This window comes from Bradyrhizobium brasilense, from assembly GCF_029714345.1.
In the GTDB taxonomy this organism is placed as follows: domain Bacteria; phylum Pseudomonadota; class Alphaproteobacteria; order Rhizobiales; family Xanthobacteraceae; genus Bradyrhizobium; species Bradyrhizobium australafricanum.
Genome location: NZ_CP121669.1, coordinates 1,003,594 through 1,020,862, shown reverse-complemented (window position 1 = coordinate 1,020,862; position 17,269 = coordinate 1,003,594). Strand labels below are relative to the sequence as shown.

Here is a 17,269-nt window from a genome sequence, read left to right as displayed (position 1 = left end):
ATCCGCATGCTCACCAAGACCCCGCACCTTTTCGATGAAGCCACCGCCGTGACTGCCGGCGACAGCCGCTGGCAGGGACGGACCAGTCCCGATTACTGGGCGTTCGTCGGCCCGTTCGGCGGCTGCACGGCCGCGACCATCCTGCGCGCGCTGATGCAGCACCCGCAGCGCGCGGGCGATCCGCTGGCGCTGACGGTCAACTACTGCGCGCCGGTCGCCGAGGGCGCGTTCGATCTCGATGTCCGCCTGGTCAAGGCCAACCGCTCGAGCCAGCACTGGTCGGTCGAGATGACGCAGGGCGGCGGCGAGGTCGCGACGCTGGCAACCGCCGTGTTCGCCGAGCGCCGCCCGTCCTGGTCGCACCAGCCGGCCGGGTTTCCGGGCGCCGTGCCGTTCGAACAGCTGCGGTCCTTTCCAAAGCTCAAGATGACCTGGGCCAACCAGTACGATTTCCGCTTCGCCGAGGGCGAGCCGAAGTTCGCCGATGGCGGCGGCGCGAAGCAGCCGTCGAGCCCCTATTCAAAGCTCTGGATCGCCGACCGTGTGCCGCGCAAGCTCGATGCACTGTCGCTGATGTCGATGTCGGACGCGTTCTTCGGCCGCGTCTTCCACGCAAGGCACGAGCTGGTGCCGTTCGGCACCGTGTCGCTGACGACCTATTTCCACGCCGATGCAGCCGACCTCGACGCGGAGGATATCACCCGCGTGCTCGCCACAGCCGACGCCAAGACCTTCCACAAGAGCTACGGCGATCAGCACGGCGAATTGTGGTCGCCCTCCGGCCGGCTGCTCGCGACCACGACGCAGATCGCTTATTTCAAGGCGTAGCGCGTGAAGAAGTTAGGTTGAACTGGCGATGCAAAGGCGGTGCGCCCCCTCTCCCGCTTGCGGGGGAGGGCTGGGGTGGGGGCTCTCTCCACGAATCATATCGGGGAGAGCCCCCACCCGCCACGCTTCGCGTGTCGGCCTAAGAGCGAGCTTCGCTCGTCTCGACCCCGCAAGCGGGAGAGGCGAAGCGAGTCTGTGGCCTGACTCATTCAACCAAGAATCAACCCGGGCGCGCCCGCAACTATCCACATTGGTCTGTTACGACCGCATTGCCTATTTCAAGGGTTGAGGGAACATTGGCACGTCGCTTCTGTTCCACACCTTTGGGAGCACTGCTGCATGTCCGAAGCCGACACTTCAAAGCCCTCGCGCATCGCCCTGCTTGGCGTTCCCATCGAGATCGGTGCATCGCAGGCCGGCCCGCTGATGGGACCGGATGCGCTGCGCACCGCGGGCATCGCGCGCCTGCTCGAGCAGCTCGACTTCCAGGTCGACGACCACGGCAACCTTGCGATCCCCCAGGTCGTCGCCGACGGCCCGGTGCCGGCCAACACCAGGTTCTATGACGAAGTGAAGACCTGGACCCGTGCGCTCTCCGAGCGCGCCTATTGGCTGGCGCATTCCGGCGCGATCCCGATCTTCATGGGCGGCGATCATTCATTGTCGATGGGGTCGATCAACGGCGTCGCACGCTACTGGCAGGAGAAGGGCCGGCCGCTGTTTGCGCTGTGGGTCGACGCCCATGCCGACTACAACACGCCGGCCACCACCATCACCGGCAACATGCACGGCATGTCGGCCGCTTTCCTGTGCGGCGAGCCTGGTCTCGACGATTTGCTCGGCGGGCTGCCGCGCGCCTCGATCCCGCCCGATCAGCTCGACCTGATCGGCACGCGCTCGGTCGATCCGCTGGAGCGCAAGCTGCTGCGGCAGCGTAATGTGTCGATCGCGGACATGCGCCAGATCGACGAGTTCGGCGTCGCCGTGCTCACGCGCCGCGTCATCGAACGCGTCCGGGCGAAGAACGGCGTGCTGCATGTCTCGTTCGATGTCGACTTCCTCGATCCGGCGGTGGCGCCCGGCGTCGGCACCACGGTGCCCGGCGGCGCGACCTATCGCGAAGCCCATCTCATCATGGAGCTGCTGCACGATTCCGGGCTGGTGCGCTCGCTCGACATCGTCGAGCTCAATCCCTTCCTCGACGAGCGCGGCCGCACCGCGCGCGTCGCGGTCGAATTGATCGGCAGCCTGTTCGGCCTGCAGATCACCGACCGGCAGACGCCGAGCAACGCGGTGCTGCCGGAGATGGGGGAGTAGTGTAGGACGCTCCAGCTCCTCCCCGTCACCCTGAGGAGCGCGCACTTGCGCGCGTCTCGAAGGGTCGACGGCCCGACTGTGGCCGTGCATCCTTCGAGGCTCGCAAGAGCTCGCACCTCAGGATGACGGGGGAGATAGCGTTGCGCGCTGCGTAACAAAGCATCAAAACAAAAAGGCGGCCACGAGGGCCGCCTTTTCAAATCGCGTATCGCTTGCGCGGCTTACTCCGCCGCCAGCTTCACTTCCGGTGCGGCGGCGCGGACTTCGGCGTCGACCTGCGCTTCGAACTTCGCAAAGTTCTTCTGGAACATGCCGACCAGCGCACGCGCGGTCTTGTCGAACTCGACCTTGTCGGCCCAGGTCTTGATCGGATCGAGGATGTGCGGCTCGACACCCGGCAGCGAGGTCGGCACTGCGAAGCCGAAATACTTGTCGGTGCGGAAGTCGGCGTTGCGGAGCGAGCCGTTCAGCGCCGCGGTGAGCAGCGCGCGGGTCACCTTGATCGGCATGCGGCGGCCGGTGCCGAACTTGCCGCCGGTCCAGCCGGTGTTGACCAGCCAGCAATCGACATTGTGCTTTGCGATCAGCTCGCGCAGCATGTTGCCGTAGACCGACGGATCGCGCGGCAGGAACGGCGAACCGAAGCAGGTGGAGAATTCCGGCTGCGGCTCGTTGCCGAGCCCGCGCTCGGTGCCGGCGACCTTCGCGGTGTAGCCGGACAGGAAGTGATACATCGCCTGCGCCGGCGTCAGCTTGGCGATCGGCGGCATCACGCCGAAGGCGTCGGCCGCGAGCATCACGACGTTCTTCGGATGCGGCGCGCAGCCGGTGCGCGAGGCGTTCGGGATGAAATCGAGCGGATAGGCCGAGCGGGTGTTCTCGGTCTTCGAGCCGTCGTCGAAATCGGGCACGCGATCGTTGGCGCCGAGCACGACGTTTTCCAGCACCGCGCCGAAGCGCTTGCTGGCGGCGTAGATTTCCGGCTCGGCTTCGCCGGACAGCTTGATGCACTTGGCGTAGCAGCCGCCTTCGAAATTGAAGACGCCGTCCTCGCTCCAGCCATGCTCATCATCGCCGATCAGCGTGCGCTTCGGATCGGCCGAGAGCGTGGTCTTGCCGGTGCCGGACAGGCCGAAGAAGATCGCGGTGTCGCCGTCGGCGCCGACATTGGCCGAGCAGTGCATCGGCATCACGCCCTTCTCGGGCAGATAGAAGTTCAGCGTGGTGAACACGCTCTTCTTCATCTCGCCGGCATATTGCGAGCCGCCGATCAGGACGATCTTGCGGGCGAAATCGATCGCGACGACGTTCTCCGACTTGCAGCCGTGGCGCTTCGGATCGGCGCGGAAGCTCGGCAGGTCGATGATCGTGAGTTCGGGCACGAAGCTCGCAAGCTCCGACGCCTCGGGACGAATGAGCAGCGTGCGGATGAACAGCGAGTGCCAGGCAAGCTCGGTGAAGACGCGGGTCTTGATGCGATGCTTCGGATCGGCGCCGCCGTAGAGATCCTGCGCGAACAGCGTCATGCCTTCGGCATGCTTGAGGAAGTCGGCATGGAGCGCGGCGAACTGCTCCGAGGTGATCGACTGGTTGCCGGCCCACCACATGCTCTTGTCGGTCAGGCCGTCGCGGACCGTGAACTTGTCCTTCGGACTGCGGCCGGTGAACTCACCGGTATCCGCGCAAAGCGCGCCATCGGCCGACAGCACCGCTTCGCCATTACGCAGCGAATGCTCGTAAAGCTGAGGCGCGCCATAATTCCAATGCACGCCCTTGAGATTTTTTAAGCCGAATTTGTCGGCGCCGAAGGCACCGTTATGCACGCCCGTCTCTTGCACGAAGAACCTCCTCGAACCCGCGTATCCTTGTTCGCGCGAATGTCGCTAGTCGCGCCCCGCCGCGGTGACCGTGATCAGAATATAGCCTCTCGGCTTCGGTCCGGCGACCTAATAGTGGGGATCGCCGGGCTTGCCAAGCCAATCGAACGGCTTTTGGCTGATTCCAAGGCAGGCACATCATCTGGCGCAAATACCGCAGCGCGAAACCCTTTCGTCTTGCTTTCGTTTTCTCGTTGTTTTGCCGGCAGTCGAGCGACGTTTCGTCGCCTTTCCCGCCGCGCACGGAGCTTTGCGATGCACAAAAAGTGCCAGCCGGCGGGCAGCGCCTTCGCCGATCGAGGCGAACGGCGCGGAGAATGCCGGGTATGCATTTCGCGCTGAGGATGTATCGTTGAGATGAGCCGCCGCGCATTGACGCAGCGCTGCAGAGCCGAGCATGACCACGATCGTGTTGCACGCGGCACCACCTGATCGGCATTGAGCTGCAGGTGAGAGCTGCTGACGAGCAGTTTCGATTGCGCTCAACACGCCTTCGTCGAAGCCCGATTGTATCAATGCTCAACTGCGATGAATGTTCCGCAGTGCGTCGCGTTCGGCGGCGAGACGATCGCTGACCCCGGCGATCGATGATAACGCAATCAGCGCGGCGCACGCGCGCGTCATCGCGGTCGACATCGCGATCCGGCTGATTTTCCGATGCAGCCGCGCCAGACATTCTTGCATGCACATCGAGCCACCGGGCGATGACATGACACGCCCGTGCGAAATGATCGCGCTGTCAAATCCGCGCAGACTGGAAGCGACGCGCGGTTGGAGGACAGCTCGCCTCGGCGACCGCGCAATCGCGCCGCCGCGGCCATGCGACACCATGCCTCGCCACGGCCGCAGCGCCGCCGTGCGGACAGGTGGTTTTCTTTGATCGCTTCCTATTCCTTGGCGCGCGCCTCGCCGGCGAGCCGCACCAGCATCTTGCGCAGCTCGGTGCCGGTGGTGACGCGCTCGGGAAAATCCAGCCGCAGCGTGTCGCGGCCGGCCTGCATGTCCATGCCATCAGGATCGCAGCCGGTGCAGAGCCATTCGGCACTTTCCGCACCGAGCAGCCGCGTCGCGTAAAGATTCATGGCCTCGCGGTGATCCTCGTTCATATGCGCCACCGCGCCGGGCTCGGCTTCGAGCAGCTCCTCGGCTCCCCCGAGATCGGTCAGGAATTGTGGGGGTTTGAGGTCCACGATGCGGCCGAACCCGGCGACCAGATGGGCACCGCTCGGGTTGATCCGGAAGAACGAAAAATCCTTAAATTCCACAAAGGCTTCCGCTGACGGATGGGCGCCGAGGTAGCGCCGGCGGACGAGTTCCCGCCCGGCCTCCGCGACCTCTTCCGCCCTCCCCGCCAGCATGATCCGGGCACCCTCCAGCGGATCGCCCTCGGCGCGCTCGTCCAGCATCAGCGACACCCTGCCATCGGCCAGGATGTTCTTGGTATGCAGCGCCAGGCGGGAAATCAGCAGGATCGGCGAGCCGTCGGGATGGCTGGCCAGATTGACCAGCGAGCAATAGGGATCGCCGGTGCCGGCCATCAACGTGGCGAGGGCGCCCTGGCGGCTGCGGCGGAGCAGCGAGCGGGCAAGGTGGGCAGGATCGAAGTCGGCGGTCGGTTGCATGGGCCTATCGGGTCATTTTGGGGGCGAATCGGGCGGGTTCCCTATGAAAAAAGGGCCTTTTCTCATGGTCTAAGGGTGCTATATGGGGACCCATCGCGTGGGTCGCAGAAGCGGATTTTTGCGGAACTCGGTCACACTTCAGCCCAGCTTGCATTGCTCGTTGACCGCGTTCGAAGCCCAATTCTACGGCGCGTCGCCAGAGTGCCCGCCGTCTAAGCCACTCTCATTGTGAAAGCAGCACATGCCCACAATCGCCCTGGTCGACGACGACCGCAACATTCTCACTTCGGTTTCGATCGCGCTCGAAGCCGAAGGCTATCGCATCATGACCTACACGGACGGTGCGTCGGCGCTGGATGGGTTTCGCACGTCGCCGCCCGATCTCGCGATCCTCGATATCAAGATGCCGCGCATGGACGGCATGGAAACGCTGCGCCGGCTGCGCCAGAAGTCCGACCTGCCGGTGATCTTCCTCACCTCGAAGGATGAGGAGATCGACGAATTGTTCGGCCTGAAAATGGGCGCCGACGATTTCATCCGCAAGCCGTTCTCGCAGCGCCTGCTGGTCGAACGGGTCAAGGCCGTGCTCCGCCGCGGCCAGCCGAAGGATCCGACCGCCGCGCCGAAGGAGCCGGACGCCCGCGCGCTCGACCGCGGCCTGCTGCGGATGGATCCGGAGCGCCACACCTGCACCTGGAAGAACGAGCCGGTGACACTCACCGTGACCGAATTCCTGATCCTGCAGGCGCTCGCCACCCGCCCCGGCGTCGTGAAGAGCCGCAACGCGCTGATGGACGCGGCCTATGACGACCAGGTCTATGTCGACGACCGTACCATTGACAGCCACATCAAGCGGCTGCGCAAGAAATTCAAGGTGGTCGACGACGACTTCGAGATGATCGAGACGCTGTACGGCGTCGGCTATCGCTTCAAGGAAGCCTGATCTGCGCTTCCCGGGCGGCTTGTTAACTGACAGGCTCCGCACGGCTGGGGTAAGCTCGGGCGAACGATTGCTTCGCGGGACGACATCCATACCAACCGGCAGCTTTGCCAGTGCTTGATCGAACGCAGCTCGAGCAAGGCCTGAATACCGAGGACGCGTCACAGCTCCTCGATCAGGACGCCGTTGCCGAAGACGTGGCGCAGGACAAGGGCTGGCGCCGTCCGCTCGGCTGGCTGCGCCGCGCCGGTCAGTTCTTCTTCGCGCTGTCGTTCTCGAGCCTGACGCGCCGCATCGTCTCGCTCAACCTTGCCGGCCTCGTCGCGCTGGTCGCCAGCATCCTCTATCTGTCGCAATTCCGTGCCGGCCTGATCGAGGCCCGCACCCAGAGCCTCCTGGTCTATGCCGAGATCATCTCGGAGGCGATCGCGGCCTCGGCGACCGTCGAGGGCAATACCGTCACCATCGATCCCGACCGGCTGCTCGACCTCAAGCCCGGCGAAAGTTATGGCCAGCCGGACGAATCGGCAGATTTCCCGATCAATCCCGAGCGGGTCGCGCCGGTCCTGCGCCGCCTGATCGCGCCGACCAAGACGCGGGCCCGCATCTTCGACCGCGACGGCGGGCTGATCCTCGACAGCCGCAATCTGTTCGCGCGGGGTGACGTGCTGCGCATGGAGCTGCCGCCGCCGTCGGAGAAGCCGTCGCTCTATGAAAAGACCAAGGCCACGATCAAGACCTGGCTCAACCGCGGCGACCTGCCGATCTATCGCGAGCTCGGTCCCGAAGGCGGCAAGGGTTATTCCGAAGTCGCGCAATCGCTCGAGGGCATGAAGGGCAGCGCGGTGCGCGTCACCGAGCGCGGCGCGATCATCGTGTCGGTTGCCGTCCCGGTGCAGCATTTCCGCGCCGTGCGCGGCGCATTGATGCTGACCACCCAGGGCGACGACATCGACCAGCTGGTGATGTCCGAGCGCCTCGCCATCCTCAAGATCGGCGGCGTCGCCTCCGCCGTCATGATCATGCTGTCGCTGCTGTTGGCGAGCACGATCGCGGGCCCGGTGCGGCGGCTCGCCGACGGCGCCGAGCGCGTCCGCCACCGCATCCAGACCCGCGTCGAGATTCCCGACTTCACCGGGCGCCGCGACGAGATCGGCCATCTCTCCGGCGCGCTGCGCGACATGACCAATGCGCTCTACAGCCGCATCGAGGCGATCGAGATGTTCGCCGCCGACGTCGCCCATGAGCTGAAGAACCCGCTGACCTCGCTGCGCTCCGCGGTCGAGACGCTGCCTTTGGCGCGCAACGAGAACAGTCGCGCGCGGCTGCTCGCCGTGATCGAGCATGACGTCAGGCGGCTCGACCGCCTGATCTCCGACATCTCCGACGCCAGCCGGCTCGATGCCGAATTGCAGCGCCAGGACATGGCGCCGGTCGATCTGCGGCGGCTGCTGACGACGCTGACCGGCGTCGCCAACGAGACCAGGCTCGGCCACGACGTCGCCGTCGAAGCCCGCTTCGAGGGCCGCGGACCGACCGATACGCTGTCGGTGCCCGGCCATGATTCACGACTCGGCCAGGTGATCTCCAACCTGCTGTCGAACGCGCAATCATTCTCCAAGCCGGGCGACAAGGTGCGCATCGTCTGCCGCCGCAGCCGCGGCGAGGTCGAGATCGTGGTCGACGATGACGGGCCGGGCATCGGCGAGGACGCGCTGGAACGGATATTCGAGCGCTTCTACACCGACCGGCCGCACCAGGGCTTTGGCCAGAACTCCGGCCTCGGGCTTTCGATCTCCAAGCAGATCATCGAAGCACATGGCGGACGCATCTGGGCCGAGAACCGCGCTGGCCCTGCGGACGCAGACGGCAAGCCCACCATCGCCGGCGCACGCTTCGTGGTCAGGCTGCCGACACTATGAGCGACAATTCAAGCGTGCACGCATCCGCCGTTCTGGTCGGCGAGCGTGCGGTGCTGATCCGCGGCCCGTCGGGCGCCGGCAAGTCGCGTCTGGCCTTCGAGCTGATTCTCGCCGGGCGCACCGGAACGCTTCCGCCGGCCATTTTGGTGGGGGATGACCGTGTCCATCTCGACACAGCCGGCGAACAATTGTGGGTTCGTCCGGTCCAGCAATTGGCTGGCCTGATCGAGATCCGAGGCCTCGGAATCCGCCATTGTCCGTTCGCAGATGAAGCCATCGTGGGGCTGATCGTCGACCTCGCCGCTGACGACGCCGAGCGGCTGCCGCCACCCGAGACGCTCACGGTTCGCCTTAATGGTGCTTCAATACCGCGAATTCCCGTCGGCATCGGCTTCCAACCCCTGCCGCTGGTTGTCGCTGCGCTGACGACAACCTGAAAGTTCATGTTCCCGTAATCTTGCGGCCAATTGTGGGAAGGGAATTGGTAACCATATCACATCCACTATCGCGTCGGATTTTGCCGGCGCAGCCTCCCCTCTCTACCGCCAGGAACCGGGAGACTAGCCAAGATGCCCTCTTGCGCAGGGCCTCTGGATGGTCAAAGTGGCGCGTTCGTGCGGTGCACCAAAGGGCGCCCGCGAGGAGTTTCCGATGATTGGTCTAGTGCTGGTGACCCATGGGCGCCTTGCCGACGAGTTCAGAGCGGCGCTCGAACACGTCATGGGTCCGCAGAAACAAATTGAAGCGATTACGATCGGGGCCGAGGACGATTCCGATCTCTGTCGAAGCGACATCATCGAGGCGGTGAACCGCGTCGATAGCGGCGACGGCGTTGCGATTCTCACCGACATGTTTGGCGGCACGCCGTCCAACCTTGCGATCTCCTGCATGAGCCGCCCGAAGGTGGAAGTGCTCGCAGGCATCAACCTTCCCATGCTGGTCAAGCTTGCCAAGGTCCGCGAGGAGCGTTCGCTGCCCGACGCGATCGCGATGGCCCAGGAAGCCGGCCGCAAATACGTCACCATCGCCAGCCGCGTTCTCGCAGGCAAATGAGCGACGAGGCTCCGGGCGGAAATCAGATCGGCCCGGGCGTGCCAGCGGGCGCCATTTCCCGTGAGCTCCTGATCGTCAACAAGCGCGGCCTGCATGCGCGGGCATCGGCCAAGTTCGTCCAGCTGGTCGAGCGCTTCAACGCCGAGATCTGGGTCACCCGCGGCACCGAGACCGTCGGCGGCACCTCGATCATGGGCCTGATGATGCTCGCCGCCGGGCCCGGCACCACGGTCGTGGTCTCAGCAAAGGGCGAGGAAGCGCAACAGGCGCTCGACGCCATCGCCGAACTCGTCGCCAGCAAGTTCAACGAGGAAGGCACGTAGGAACGGGCCCGACCGGCTACGCCTAGCGAAAGCCTATCACCGTCATCCTGAGGCGCGAGCGGAGCGAGCCTCGAAGGATGCACGGCCCGGGCGGTGGCCGATTCATCCTTCGAGGCTCGCAAGAGCTCGCACCTCAGGATGACGGAAGCGGCACTGATGCCGGGAATGGCTACTTCGCCGGCGGCACCAGATAGACCTTCCACACCGTCGACGGACCGGGATGGCCGTTGAAGAAGCGCATGGTGGTCATCACCAGCGGCTCGGCATCCTTGGCGTGCTCCGCCATCCACGCCTCGCAGGGCTTCAGGAACACCGGATCGGTGGTGTCGCAGACGCCGATGAAGCCGAGGCGCTTGGCTTCGTCGAGCGAGGTCAGCCCCGACGACCAGGCTTCGCCCGGCACCAGCGATGCCGGATGATCCGGACTGTAGAACGTCATCGGCTCGCCGATATCGGACCGCGCGACGACCACGGCCCAGCGCGAATGGAATCTGTCCTGCCAGGTCTGGGTGAGTTCGCGCGCGAGCTCGGAGCGCGCGGCATAGGTCGAGCCACCGATATGGTTGGACGCGATCTCCTGCGTGGCGATGCTGGGGGCAGCGATCAGCGTGGCGACCGTGGCCACGAACCAGATCGCGGTGATCGAGAACAGCGCCATGCGCGGGAAGCGAAGCGAGGGGATCGCGACCAGCGCCAGCGGCACCAGGAAGAACAGCGGGATGCCCCAATCGGTCTTGATATAGACGGTGAACGCCAGCGCGCCCAGCGGCGGACCGATCGCGACGATCAGCTGGATGATCCAGACGTTGAGCGCCTGCGGAAGGTTGACGGCCGGATTGGGTCCGCGCGACCAGATCCGCGCCAGCACGTCCGACGGCCGCCACGGCACCGAGCCCAGCAGCAGCGCCACCAGGCCCAGCACGACGGGAATCGCGAGCAGCCCGACATTGTGCACGACATAGCCGATCACGAGCTGGACGTTGAGTGCGCGGCTCGACAGCGCGTAGACGTCCCCGGCATAGGTGAACGGCACGAAGTCCACCTCCTCCAGCCACACCAGATGCGGAATCATCGCCACCGCCATCGTGCCGATCGCAACCCATGGCGCCGGCGAGCGCAGGAATTGCGTCCGTTGCGGATGGATCAGCGCGGCCAGCCCGACGGCGCCGATCATCGTCACCACCCAGTACTTGGTCATCAGCGCCAGCATGCCGGCAAAGCCGAGCCAGAGACCCGACTTGAAGCTGCGCTTCTCGAACGCGTTCAGATAGGCCAGCACCAGCAGCGGCAGCGGCACCAGCTGCGCGAGATCGGCGTTGTATTTGAAGCCCTTGAAATTGAAGATCGGGTAGAGCGCGAGCATCACCACCATGAAAAACGCGCGGCGGCGATCGACGACGCGCAGCGCGATCAGCCAGCACACCACCAGCGCGAAGCTGACCGTCGTCATCGCAAGCGCATAGGTCGACCAGTTGGTGACGGGAAAAATCCTGAACCAGACCCCGGCGATCCAGCCCGACAGCGGCGGATGCTTGCCATAGCCGAGCAGGAAGCGCTGGCCCCAGGCATAGGCTTCCGCAACATCCATATGGATGTCCTGCGCGGCCTTGAGCTTGACCAGGATCAGCGTCCACAGCACCGCATGAACCAGCGCGAAGCCGATCACGAACCACAGGCTGGTCCTGGGATCGGCGGCGCGCGAGGCGATCCAGGCGGCGATCCGCCGGATCGTCAGCTTGCGGTTGGTGCGCCGGGCGGCGGGGAGCGTGGAGGCGGTCGACATGGCCTGTGCCTGAGGCATGCCCCGGAAAAGTGGAAAGCGGTTTCCCGGAAGGATCATGCCCGAATGGAAGCGGAAGCGCGATGAGTGCTCATCCGCATTTCAGCGCGCTTTAGCGCGTTTTTGTGGCCAGTGAAATCAGCTTGGCGTGAGAACGCCTCCAGCAAGCGGCTTCACTTTCCGGGAAGCTCCGGCCGGTACTCGATGCACGGTATCGTAGTGACCCCACTTGCCGCCCCAGATGAAGCCGTGACGCTCGAAGATGTCGACGATCTCGCGCGGCATCCGGTTCTCATAGGGGATGCTCTTGCCCTTGCCGGCCCACAGCCGGTCAGCGCAAACTTCCAGGTTGAGGTCGATGGCGGCGGCGTAGCCGTGCATGCTCGCCCGCCCGGTGTCGGCGACGCGAAAGACGATTTTCGGGCCGCCGAACCTGGCAGGAACATGCCCGGGAATCGGTCACGGCAACCCAACCGGAAACGGCGCCGTGATTCGCCGTCACACCGCTGCAAAATACCGCAATTTGGTTGCCCGCGCGGGGGTGCGGATGCTATCCCGCGCCCATGACAACTGCCCCGATTTCGAACATCCGCAACTTCTCCATCGTCGCCCATATCGACCATGGCAAATCGACCCTTGCTGACCGCCTGATCCAGATGACCGGCGGCCTGTCGGATCGTGAAATGGCGGGCAAGGAGCAGGTGCTCGATTCGATGGATATCGAGCGCGAGCGCGGCATCACCATCAAGGCGCAGACCGTCCGGCTGAACTACCGCGCCAAGGACGGCAAGAATTACATCTTCAACCTGATGGACACGCCCGGCCATGTCGACTTCGCCTACGAGGTCTCGCGGTCACTGGCGGCCTGCGAGGGTTCCCTGCTCGTGGTCGACGCCAGCCAGGGCGTCGAGGCGCAGACGCTCGCCAATGTCTATCAGGCGCTCGACAACAATCACGAGATCGTGCCGGTCCTCAACAAGGTCGACCTGCCGGCAGCCGAGCCCGAGAAGGTCAAGCAGCAGATCGAGGACGTGATCGGCATCGATGCGTCCGACGCCGTGATGATCTCGGCCAAGACCGGCGTCGGCGTGCCCGATGTGCTGGAAGCCATCGTGACCCGCCTGCCGCCGCCGAAGGGCGACCGCGACGCGACCCTGAAGGCGCTGCTGGTCGACAGCTGGTACGACGTCTATCTCGGCGTGGTCGTGCTGATCCGCGTCGTCGACGGTGTGATGAAGAAGGGGAGCCGCATCCGCATGATGGGCACCGGCGCGGCCTACGACATCGAGCGCGTCGGCTTCTTCACGCCGAAGATGGAGCAGGTCGAGGAGCTCGGCCCCGGCGAGATCGGCTTCATCACCGCGGCGATCAAGGAAGTCGCCGACACCCGCGTCGGCGACACCATCACCGATGACAAAAAGCCGATCAGCGAGATGCTGCCGGGCTTCAAGCCGGCGATTCCGGTCGTGTTCTGCGGCCTGTTCCCGGTCGATGCCAACGACTTCGAAACGCTCCGTGCGGCGATGGGCAAGCTGCGGCTCAACGACGCAAGCTTCTCCTACGAGATGGAAACCTCCGCCGCGCTCGGCTTCGGCTTCCGCTGCGGCTTCCTCGGCCTGCTGCATCTGGAAATCATCCAGGAGCGGCTGTCGCGCGAATTCGACCTCAATCTGATCGCGACCGCGCCGAGCGTGATCTACAAGATGAAGCTGACCGACGGCACCGAGCTCGAGATCCACAATCCGGTCGACATGCCCGACGTGGTCAAGATCGCCGAGATCGAGGAGCCGTGGATCGAGGCGACGATCCTCACGCCCGACGAATATCTCGGCAGCGTCTTGAAGCTGTGCCAGGACCGCCGCGGCTCGCAGAAGGAGCTCACTTATGTCGGCTCCCGCGCGATGGTGAAATACGACCTGCCGCTCAACGAGGTGGTGTTCGACTTCTACGACCGCCTGAAGTCGGTCTCCAAGGGCTACGCCTCGTTCGACTATCATCTGACCGACTACAAGCCGGCCGACCTGGTCAAGATGCAGATCCTGGTCAACGCCGAACCGGTCGACGCGCTGTCGATGCTGGTGCATCGCACCCGCGCCGAAGGCCGCGGCCGCGCCATGGTCGAGAAGATGAAGGAGCTGATTCCGCCGCACATGTTCCAGATCCCGATCCAGGCGGCGATCGGCGGCAAGGTGATCGCGCGCGAAACCGTCCGCGCGCTGCGCAAGGACGTCACCGCGAAGTGCTACGGCGGCGACATCACGCGCAAGCGCAAGCTTCTGGAGAAGCAGAAGGAAGGCAAGAAGAAGATGCGGCAGTTCGGCAAGGTCGACATTCCGCAGGAAGCCTTCATCGCCGCGCTCAAGGTGGACAGCTGAGGCGGCGCCACCGGCGCGACTGTTGCGCATTCTTGTCCCAGCAACAAAACGCACCATGATTTGAATCGCCACTGCATCGCGCTCCGACTAGACTGCGATCATGTTGCGCATCCTGTCCCTCCTCATCGTCATCCTCGCCTTGCTGCAGCCGGACCTGAGCTCGGCCGCCTCCTCGAAAAAGCGGCATGGCAGCACCCGCTGGCACGGCTATGGCTTCCTGCCCGGCTACCGGCAGCCGCCGAACCAAACCATTCCGGTGTTGGGCCCGCGCGGCGCCGCCCGCGGCTACCCGGACTATTCGCCGCAATATTGGTATGGCGGGGACTGGTACTATTTCGGCCGTCCCGGATTTTACCGCGGCCGCTACAATGGCGGCAGTTTTGGCCCGTGCTGGACCTGGACGCCGATCGGGCGGGCCTGGCAGTGCGGCTAGCGTCGCTGCGACATCTTGCGCATGCAACGCACAATCCGCTGATCCCGGAATGAGAGGCATGTTGCCCGTCATGTTGCCCCTGGACCTCAGATAGGCCAGCATCCTCCCTGCGCGCACCACAACAAACAACGGCGCCGGGGAAACGCATGAGCAAGGCCGCTCGATTCGATTATGGCTGGGTCGTCGTCGGCGCGGGCGCGCTGATGACCTGCGTCGGCTTCGGCACCATGCTGTCGCTCGCGGTGTTCCTGCAGCCGATCTCGGATGCGATGGGCTGGTCGCGCGCCGGCATCTCGGCGGCGGCGACGCTGGATTTCCTCTGCATGGGTTTTGCGGCGTTCGCCTGGGGCGCGCTGTCCGACCGCTTCGGCACCCGCATCGTGGTGCTGGCGGGCAGCCTGCTGCTCGGGCTTGGCCTCGTGACGGCGAGCCAGGCGCAGAGCCTGTGGCAATTCCAGCTCTGCTTCGGCGTGCTGATCGGGATCGCGGCCGGCAGCTTCTATGCGCCGATGATGGCGCTCGCCAGCGCCTGGATCGACAAGCATCGCAGCCTCGCGGTCGCGCTGGTGTCGGCCGGCATGGGCGTATCGCCGCTGACCGTCGCGCCGTCGGCAAGCTGGCTGATCACGGCCTATGACTGGCGCTTTGCGATGCTCGTCATCGGCATCGCCGCATGGGCGCTGTTGATCCCCGCGTCGTTCCTGGTGCGCCCGGCGCCGCAGGGAACGGACGTCGCCATCCCGACCGCCGCGAACGCGCCGCAAACCGAATGGACCGCGGCGCAGGCGCTGCGCACGCCGCAATTCATCACGCTGGCGCTGGCGCATTTCGCCTGCTGCGCGGCGCATTCCGGGCCGATCTTTCACATGGTGTCCTACGCCATGGTCTGCGGCATCGCGCCGCTCACCGCGGTCACGGTCTACAGCCTCGCCGGCTTCTCCGGGCTCGGCGGCCGGCTGCTGCTCGGCGTGCTCGCCGACCGGCTCGGCGCCAAGCCGGTGCTGGTCGGCGGCCTCCTCGTGCAGGCGCTGTCGATCGCGACCTATCTCGCGATCGCGCAGCTCGGCGAATTCTACGCGCTGTCTGTCGTGTTCGGCCTCGCCTATGGCGGGGTGATGCCGCTCTACGCCGTGCTGGTGCGCGAGTTCTTCGGCGCGCGCATCATGGGCACGGTGTTCGGCGCGGTGTCGGCCTTCGCGAGCCTCGGCATGGCGCTCGGGCCGTGGGCTGGCGGCTACGTGTTCGACACGTTCCACGGCTATACGTGGCTGCACGCCGGTTCCTTCGCGATCGGCCTTGCCGCGGTTGCGGTGGCGTTGAGTTTTTCGACCAAGCGCCAGCCGTCGCTCGATCTCGGCCGCGCCGCCGCCTGAGCGCGGCTGCGTCGTTCGCGCGCGCGCCGGTGATGGATAGCTGATCTGCATCGGCGCTCCCCCGCCTTGCCCTCCTTTCCCGGATGCGTCACCATTACGTACCCGCCCAACAAGAATGACAGAAGGCGCCGAGGACACGCATGAACAAGCCGCAGGGATTCGACCTTGTCGAGCGGGCGCGCGCGCTGGCGCCGCTGATCACGAGTGAAGCCGACGAGATCGAACGGACACGGCGGCTGACGCCATCGGTCACCGCGGCCCTCGTCGAGAACGGGCTCTATCGCGCGCTGCTGCCGAAGCGCTTCGGCGGCGCCGAGGCGACGCTGGACGCCTTCATGCAGATGCAGGAGGAGATCGCCAAGGCCGATGCATCCACGGCGTGGTGCCTCGGCCAGTGCAGCGTCTGCGCCATGACCGCGGCCTATCTCGAGCCCGACGCGGCCCACGAGATCTTCAACACCGCGCCCGGCATTCTCGCCTGGGGCGCGATCGCCCATGAGGTCCGTGCCGAGCCCGGCGGCTATCGCGCCAGCGCGCGCTGGGATTTCGCCTCGGGCTCGCGGCAGGCGAGCTGGCTCGGCGCCCATGTCCGCGTCGTCGAAGCCGACGGCTCACCGCGCAAGAAGGCCGACGGTTCGCCGGAGATCCGCACCATCCTGTTCCCGATGTCGCAGGCCGTGATGTACGACGTCTGGGACGTGATCGGCCTGAAAGGCACCGGCACCGATTCCTACTCGGTCGACAACCTCTTCATTCCGGAAAAATTCGCCGCGCTGCGCGACGATCCCGCCGCGTGCCGGGAGCCGGGGCCGCTCTACAAGCTCTCCACCAACATGGTGTTCAGCATGGGCTTTGCCGCCACCTCGCTCGGCGTCGCGCGCGCCATGCTGGATGCGGCGACCGAGCTTGCCCGCGGCAAGACCCCGCAAGGCCTCAAGGCGATGCGCGACAACAACGCCGTGCAGGGCCAGATCGGCCGCACCGAGGCGAGCCTGCGCGCCGCGCGCGCCTATCTGTACGCGACGGCCCACGACGTCTGGAGCGATCTCGTCCGCGGCGATCCGATCACCGAGGCGCATCGCGTCGCGATCCGCATCGCCTCGACCTGGACCATCCACCAGTCCGCCGCCGTGGTCGACATCGCCTATCACATGGCGGGGGCAACGGCGGTGTTCGCCAGGAATCCGTTCGAGCGGCGGTTTCGCGACATGCACGCGATCGCGCAGCAGATCCAGGCCCGCGACACCCAGTATGAGGACGCCGGCAAGGCGATCCTCGCGGGCAATCTCTCGGCACCGCCGACCGCGCGATGAAGTCAGATTGAACCAAGGCGTAGACTCGTAAATCCGCTAGGACGCTGCGCTCCCTCTCCCGCTAGCCGGACAGTACGAAAGTAGCACCGGCGGCCATGGTCGCGGCACGAATA

16 protein-coding genes are annotated in these 17,269 nt (G+C 65.4%); 11 read left to right on the top strand and 5 right to left on the bottom strand.

Annotated elements, in window-relative coordinates; all coding sequences use genetic code 11:
- Positions 1-6 precede the first annotated feature (6 nt).
- Both QA635_RS04605 and rocF read left to right on the top strand, forming a co-directional pair.
- Complete coding sequence (locus QA635_RS04605; RefSeq protein WP_283067294.1) at positions 7-828, top strand: acyl-CoA thioesterase; 822 nt, start codon at positions 7-9, stop codon at positions 826-828.
- A 339-nt stretch (positions 829-1,167) separates the two neighbouring features.
- Positions 1,168-2,145, top strand: a complete 978-nt coding sequence (gene rocF / locus QA635_RS04600; RefSeq protein ID WP_018269556.1) for an arginase — start codon at positions 1,168-1,170, stop codon at positions 2,143-2,145.
- A gap of 221 nt (positions 2,146-2,366) precedes the next feature.
- Here rocF and QA635_RS04595 read toward each other — a convergent pair whose 3' ends face one another.
- From QA635_RS04595 to QA635_RS04585, 3 genes are all read right to left on the bottom strand, one after another.
- Positions 2,367-3,983, bottom strand: a complete 1,617-nt coding sequence (locus tag QA635_RS04595; RefSeq protein WP_283067291.1) for a phosphoenolpyruvate carboxykinase — start codon at positions 3,981-3,983, stop codon at positions 2,367-2,369.
- A 558-nt stretch (positions 3,984-4,541) separates the two neighbouring features.
- Complete coding sequence (locus QA635_RS04590; RefSeq protein WP_283067289.1) at positions 4,542-4,733, bottom strand: hypothetical protein; 192 nt, start codon at positions 4,731-4,733, stop codon at positions 4,542-4,544.
- A gap of 176 nt (positions 4,734-4,909) precedes the next feature.
- A complete protein-coding gene (locus QA635_RS04585; RefSeq protein WP_283067287.1) occupies positions 4,910-5,644 on the bottom strand; it encodes a HugZ family pyridoxamine 5'-phosphate oxidase in 735 nt (244 codons plus the stop codon).
- Positions 5,645-5,885: 241 nt separating this feature from the next.
- Here QA635_RS04585 and QA635_RS04580 point away from each other — a divergent pair, with 241 nt between their 5' ends.
- From QA635_RS04580 to QA635_RS04560, 5 genes are all read left to right on the top strand, one after another.
- Complete coding sequence (locus QA635_RS04580) at positions 5,886-6,587, top strand: response regulator transcription factor (RefSeq protein WP_016843287.1); 702 nt, start codon at positions 5,886-5,888, stop codon at positions 6,585-6,587.
- A 110-nt stretch (positions 6,588-6,697) separates the two neighbouring features.
- A complete protein-coding gene (locus QA635_RS04575; RefSeq protein ID WP_283067284.1) occupies positions 6,698-8,506 on the top strand; it encodes a sensor histidine kinase in 1,809 nt (602 codons plus the stop codon).
- The gene (locus QA635_RS04570; RefSeq protein ID WP_283067282.1) at positions 8,503-8,943 is read left to right on the top strand and encodes an HPr kinase/phosphorylase; all 441 of its coding nucleotides are present in this window, start codon (positions 8,503-8,505) and stop codon (positions 8,941-8,943) included. The genes QA635_RS04575 and QA635_RS04570 overlap by 4 nt, the downstream gene beginning before the upstream one ends.
- A 214-nt stretch (positions 8,944-9,157) precedes the next feature.
- Positions 9,158-9,559, top strand: a complete 402-nt coding sequence (locus tag QA635_RS04565; protein ID WP_021076632.1) for a PTS sugar transporter subunit IIA — start codon at positions 9,158-9,160, stop codon at positions 9,557-9,559.
- Positions 9,556-9,882: an HPr family phosphocarrier protein gene (locus QA635_RS04560; RefSeq protein WP_038385014.1), complete on the top strand. Its 327-nt coding sequence runs from the start codon at positions 9,556-9,558 to the stop codon at positions 9,880-9,882. The genes QA635_RS04565 and QA635_RS04560 overlap by 4 nt, the downstream gene beginning before the upstream one ends.
- A gap of 169 nt (positions 9,883-10,051) precedes the next feature.
- Here the strand turns inward: QA635_RS04560 and QA635_RS04555 are convergent, their stop codons facing one another.
- Positions 10,052-11,665, bottom strand: coding sequence for a glycosyltransferase family 39 protein (locus QA635_RS04555; RefSeq protein ID WP_283067265.1), 1,614 nt, complete (start codon positions 11,663-11,665; stop codon positions 10,052-10,054).
- A 135-nt stretch (positions 11,666-11,800) separates the two neighbouring features.
- Positions 11,801-12,043 carry a M15 family metallopeptidase gene (locus tag QA635_RS04550; protein ID WP_283067263.1) on the bottom strand — a complete coding sequence of 81 codons (243 nt, stop codon included), beginning with the start codon at positions 12,041-12,043 and terminating at the stop codon, positions 11,801-11,803.
- A gap of 182 nt (positions 12,044-12,225) precedes the next feature.
- Here QA635_RS04550 and lepA point away from each other — a divergent pair, with 182 nt between their 5' ends.
- The 4 genes from lepA to QA635_RS04530 all read left to right on the top strand — a co-directional run bounded on the left by lepA (position 12,226) and on the right by QA635_RS04530 (position 17,156).
- On the top strand, positions 12,226-14,037 hold the full coding sequence (lepA, locus tag QA635_RS04545; RefSeq protein ID WP_283067261.1) for a translation elongation factor 4: 1,812 nt from the start codon (positions 12,226-12,228) through the stop codon (positions 14,035-14,037).
- A 100-nt stretch (positions 14,038-14,137) separates the two neighbouring features.
- Positions 14,138-14,470, top strand: coding sequence for a hypothetical protein (locus QA635_RS04540; RefSeq protein ID WP_283067258.1), 333 nt, complete (start codon positions 14,138-14,140; stop codon positions 14,468-14,470).
- A gap of 146 nt (positions 14,471-14,616) precedes the next feature.
- On the top strand, positions 14,617-15,843 hold the full coding sequence (locus QA635_RS04535; protein ID WP_283067256.1) for an MFS transporter: 1,227 nt from the start codon (positions 14,617-14,619) through the stop codon (positions 15,841-15,843).
- A gap of 140 nt (positions 15,844-15,983) precedes the next feature.
- On the top strand, positions 15,984-17,156 hold the full coding sequence (locus tag QA635_RS04530; RefSeq protein WP_283067254.1) for an acyl-CoA dehydrogenase family protein: 1,173 nt from the start codon (positions 15,984-15,986) through the stop codon (positions 17,154-17,156).
- Positions 17,157-17,269: the final 113 nt, after the last annotated feature.

Excerpts from the sequence above, each read along its gene's own strand:
- QA635_RS04560 (WP_038385014.1), top strand. The coding sequence starts at position 9,556 with ATGAGCGACGAGGCTCCGGGCGGAAATCAGATCGGCCCGGGCGTGCCA.
- QA635_RS04605 (WP_283067294.1), top strand. The coding sequence starts at position 7 with ATGCTCACCAAGACCCCGCACCTTTTCGATGAAGCCACCGCCGTGACT.
- QA635_RS04590 (WP_283067289.1), bottom strand. The coding sequence starts at position 4,733 with ATGTCATCGCCCGGTGGCTCGATGTGCATGCAAGAATGTCTGGCGCGG.
- QA635_RS04585 (WP_283067287.1), bottom strand. The coding sequence starts at position 5,644 with ATGCAACCGACCGCCGACTTCGATCCTGCCCACCTTGCCCGCTCGCTG.
- QA635_RS04550 (WP_283067263.1), bottom strand. The coding sequence starts at position 12,043 with ATGCACGGCTACGCCGCCGCCATCGACCTCAACCTGGAAGTTTGCGCT.
- QA635_RS04540 (WP_283067258.1), top strand. The coding sequence starts at position 14,138 with ATGTTGCGCATCCTGTCCCTCCTCATCGTCATCCTCGCCTTGCTGCAG.
- QA635_RS04555 (WP_283067265.1), bottom strand. The coding sequence starts at position 11,665 with ATGTCGACCGCCTCCACGCTCCCCGCCGCCCGGCGCACCAACCGCAAG.
- QA635_RS04570 (WP_283067282.1), top strand. The coding sequence starts at position 8,503 with ATGAGCGACAATTCAAGCGTGCACGCATCCGCCGTTCTGGTCGGCGAG.
- lepA (WP_283067261.1), top strand. The coding sequence starts at position 12,226 with ATGACAACTGCCCCGATTTCGAACATCCGCAACTTCTCCATCGTCGCC.
- rocF (WP_018269556.1), top strand. The coding sequence starts at position 1,168 with ATGTCCGAAGCCGACACTTCAAAGCCCTCGCGCATCGCCCTGCTTGGC.
- QA635_RS04565 (WP_021076632.1), top strand. The coding sequence starts at position 9,158 with ATGATTGGTCTAGTGCTGGTGACCCATGGGCGCCTTGCCGACGAGTTC.
- QA635_RS04535 (WP_283067256.1), top strand. The coding sequence starts at position 14,617 with ATGAGCAAGGCCGCTCGATTCGATTATGGCTGGGTCGTCGTCGGCGCG.
- QA635_RS04530 (WP_283067254.1), top strand. The coding sequence starts at position 15,984 with ATGAACAAGCCGCAGGGATTCGACCTTGTCGAGCGGGCGCGCGCGCTG.
- QA635_RS04580 (WP_016843287.1), top strand. The coding sequence starts at position 5,886 with ATGCCCACAATCGCCCTGGTCGACGACGACCGCAACATTCTCACTTCG.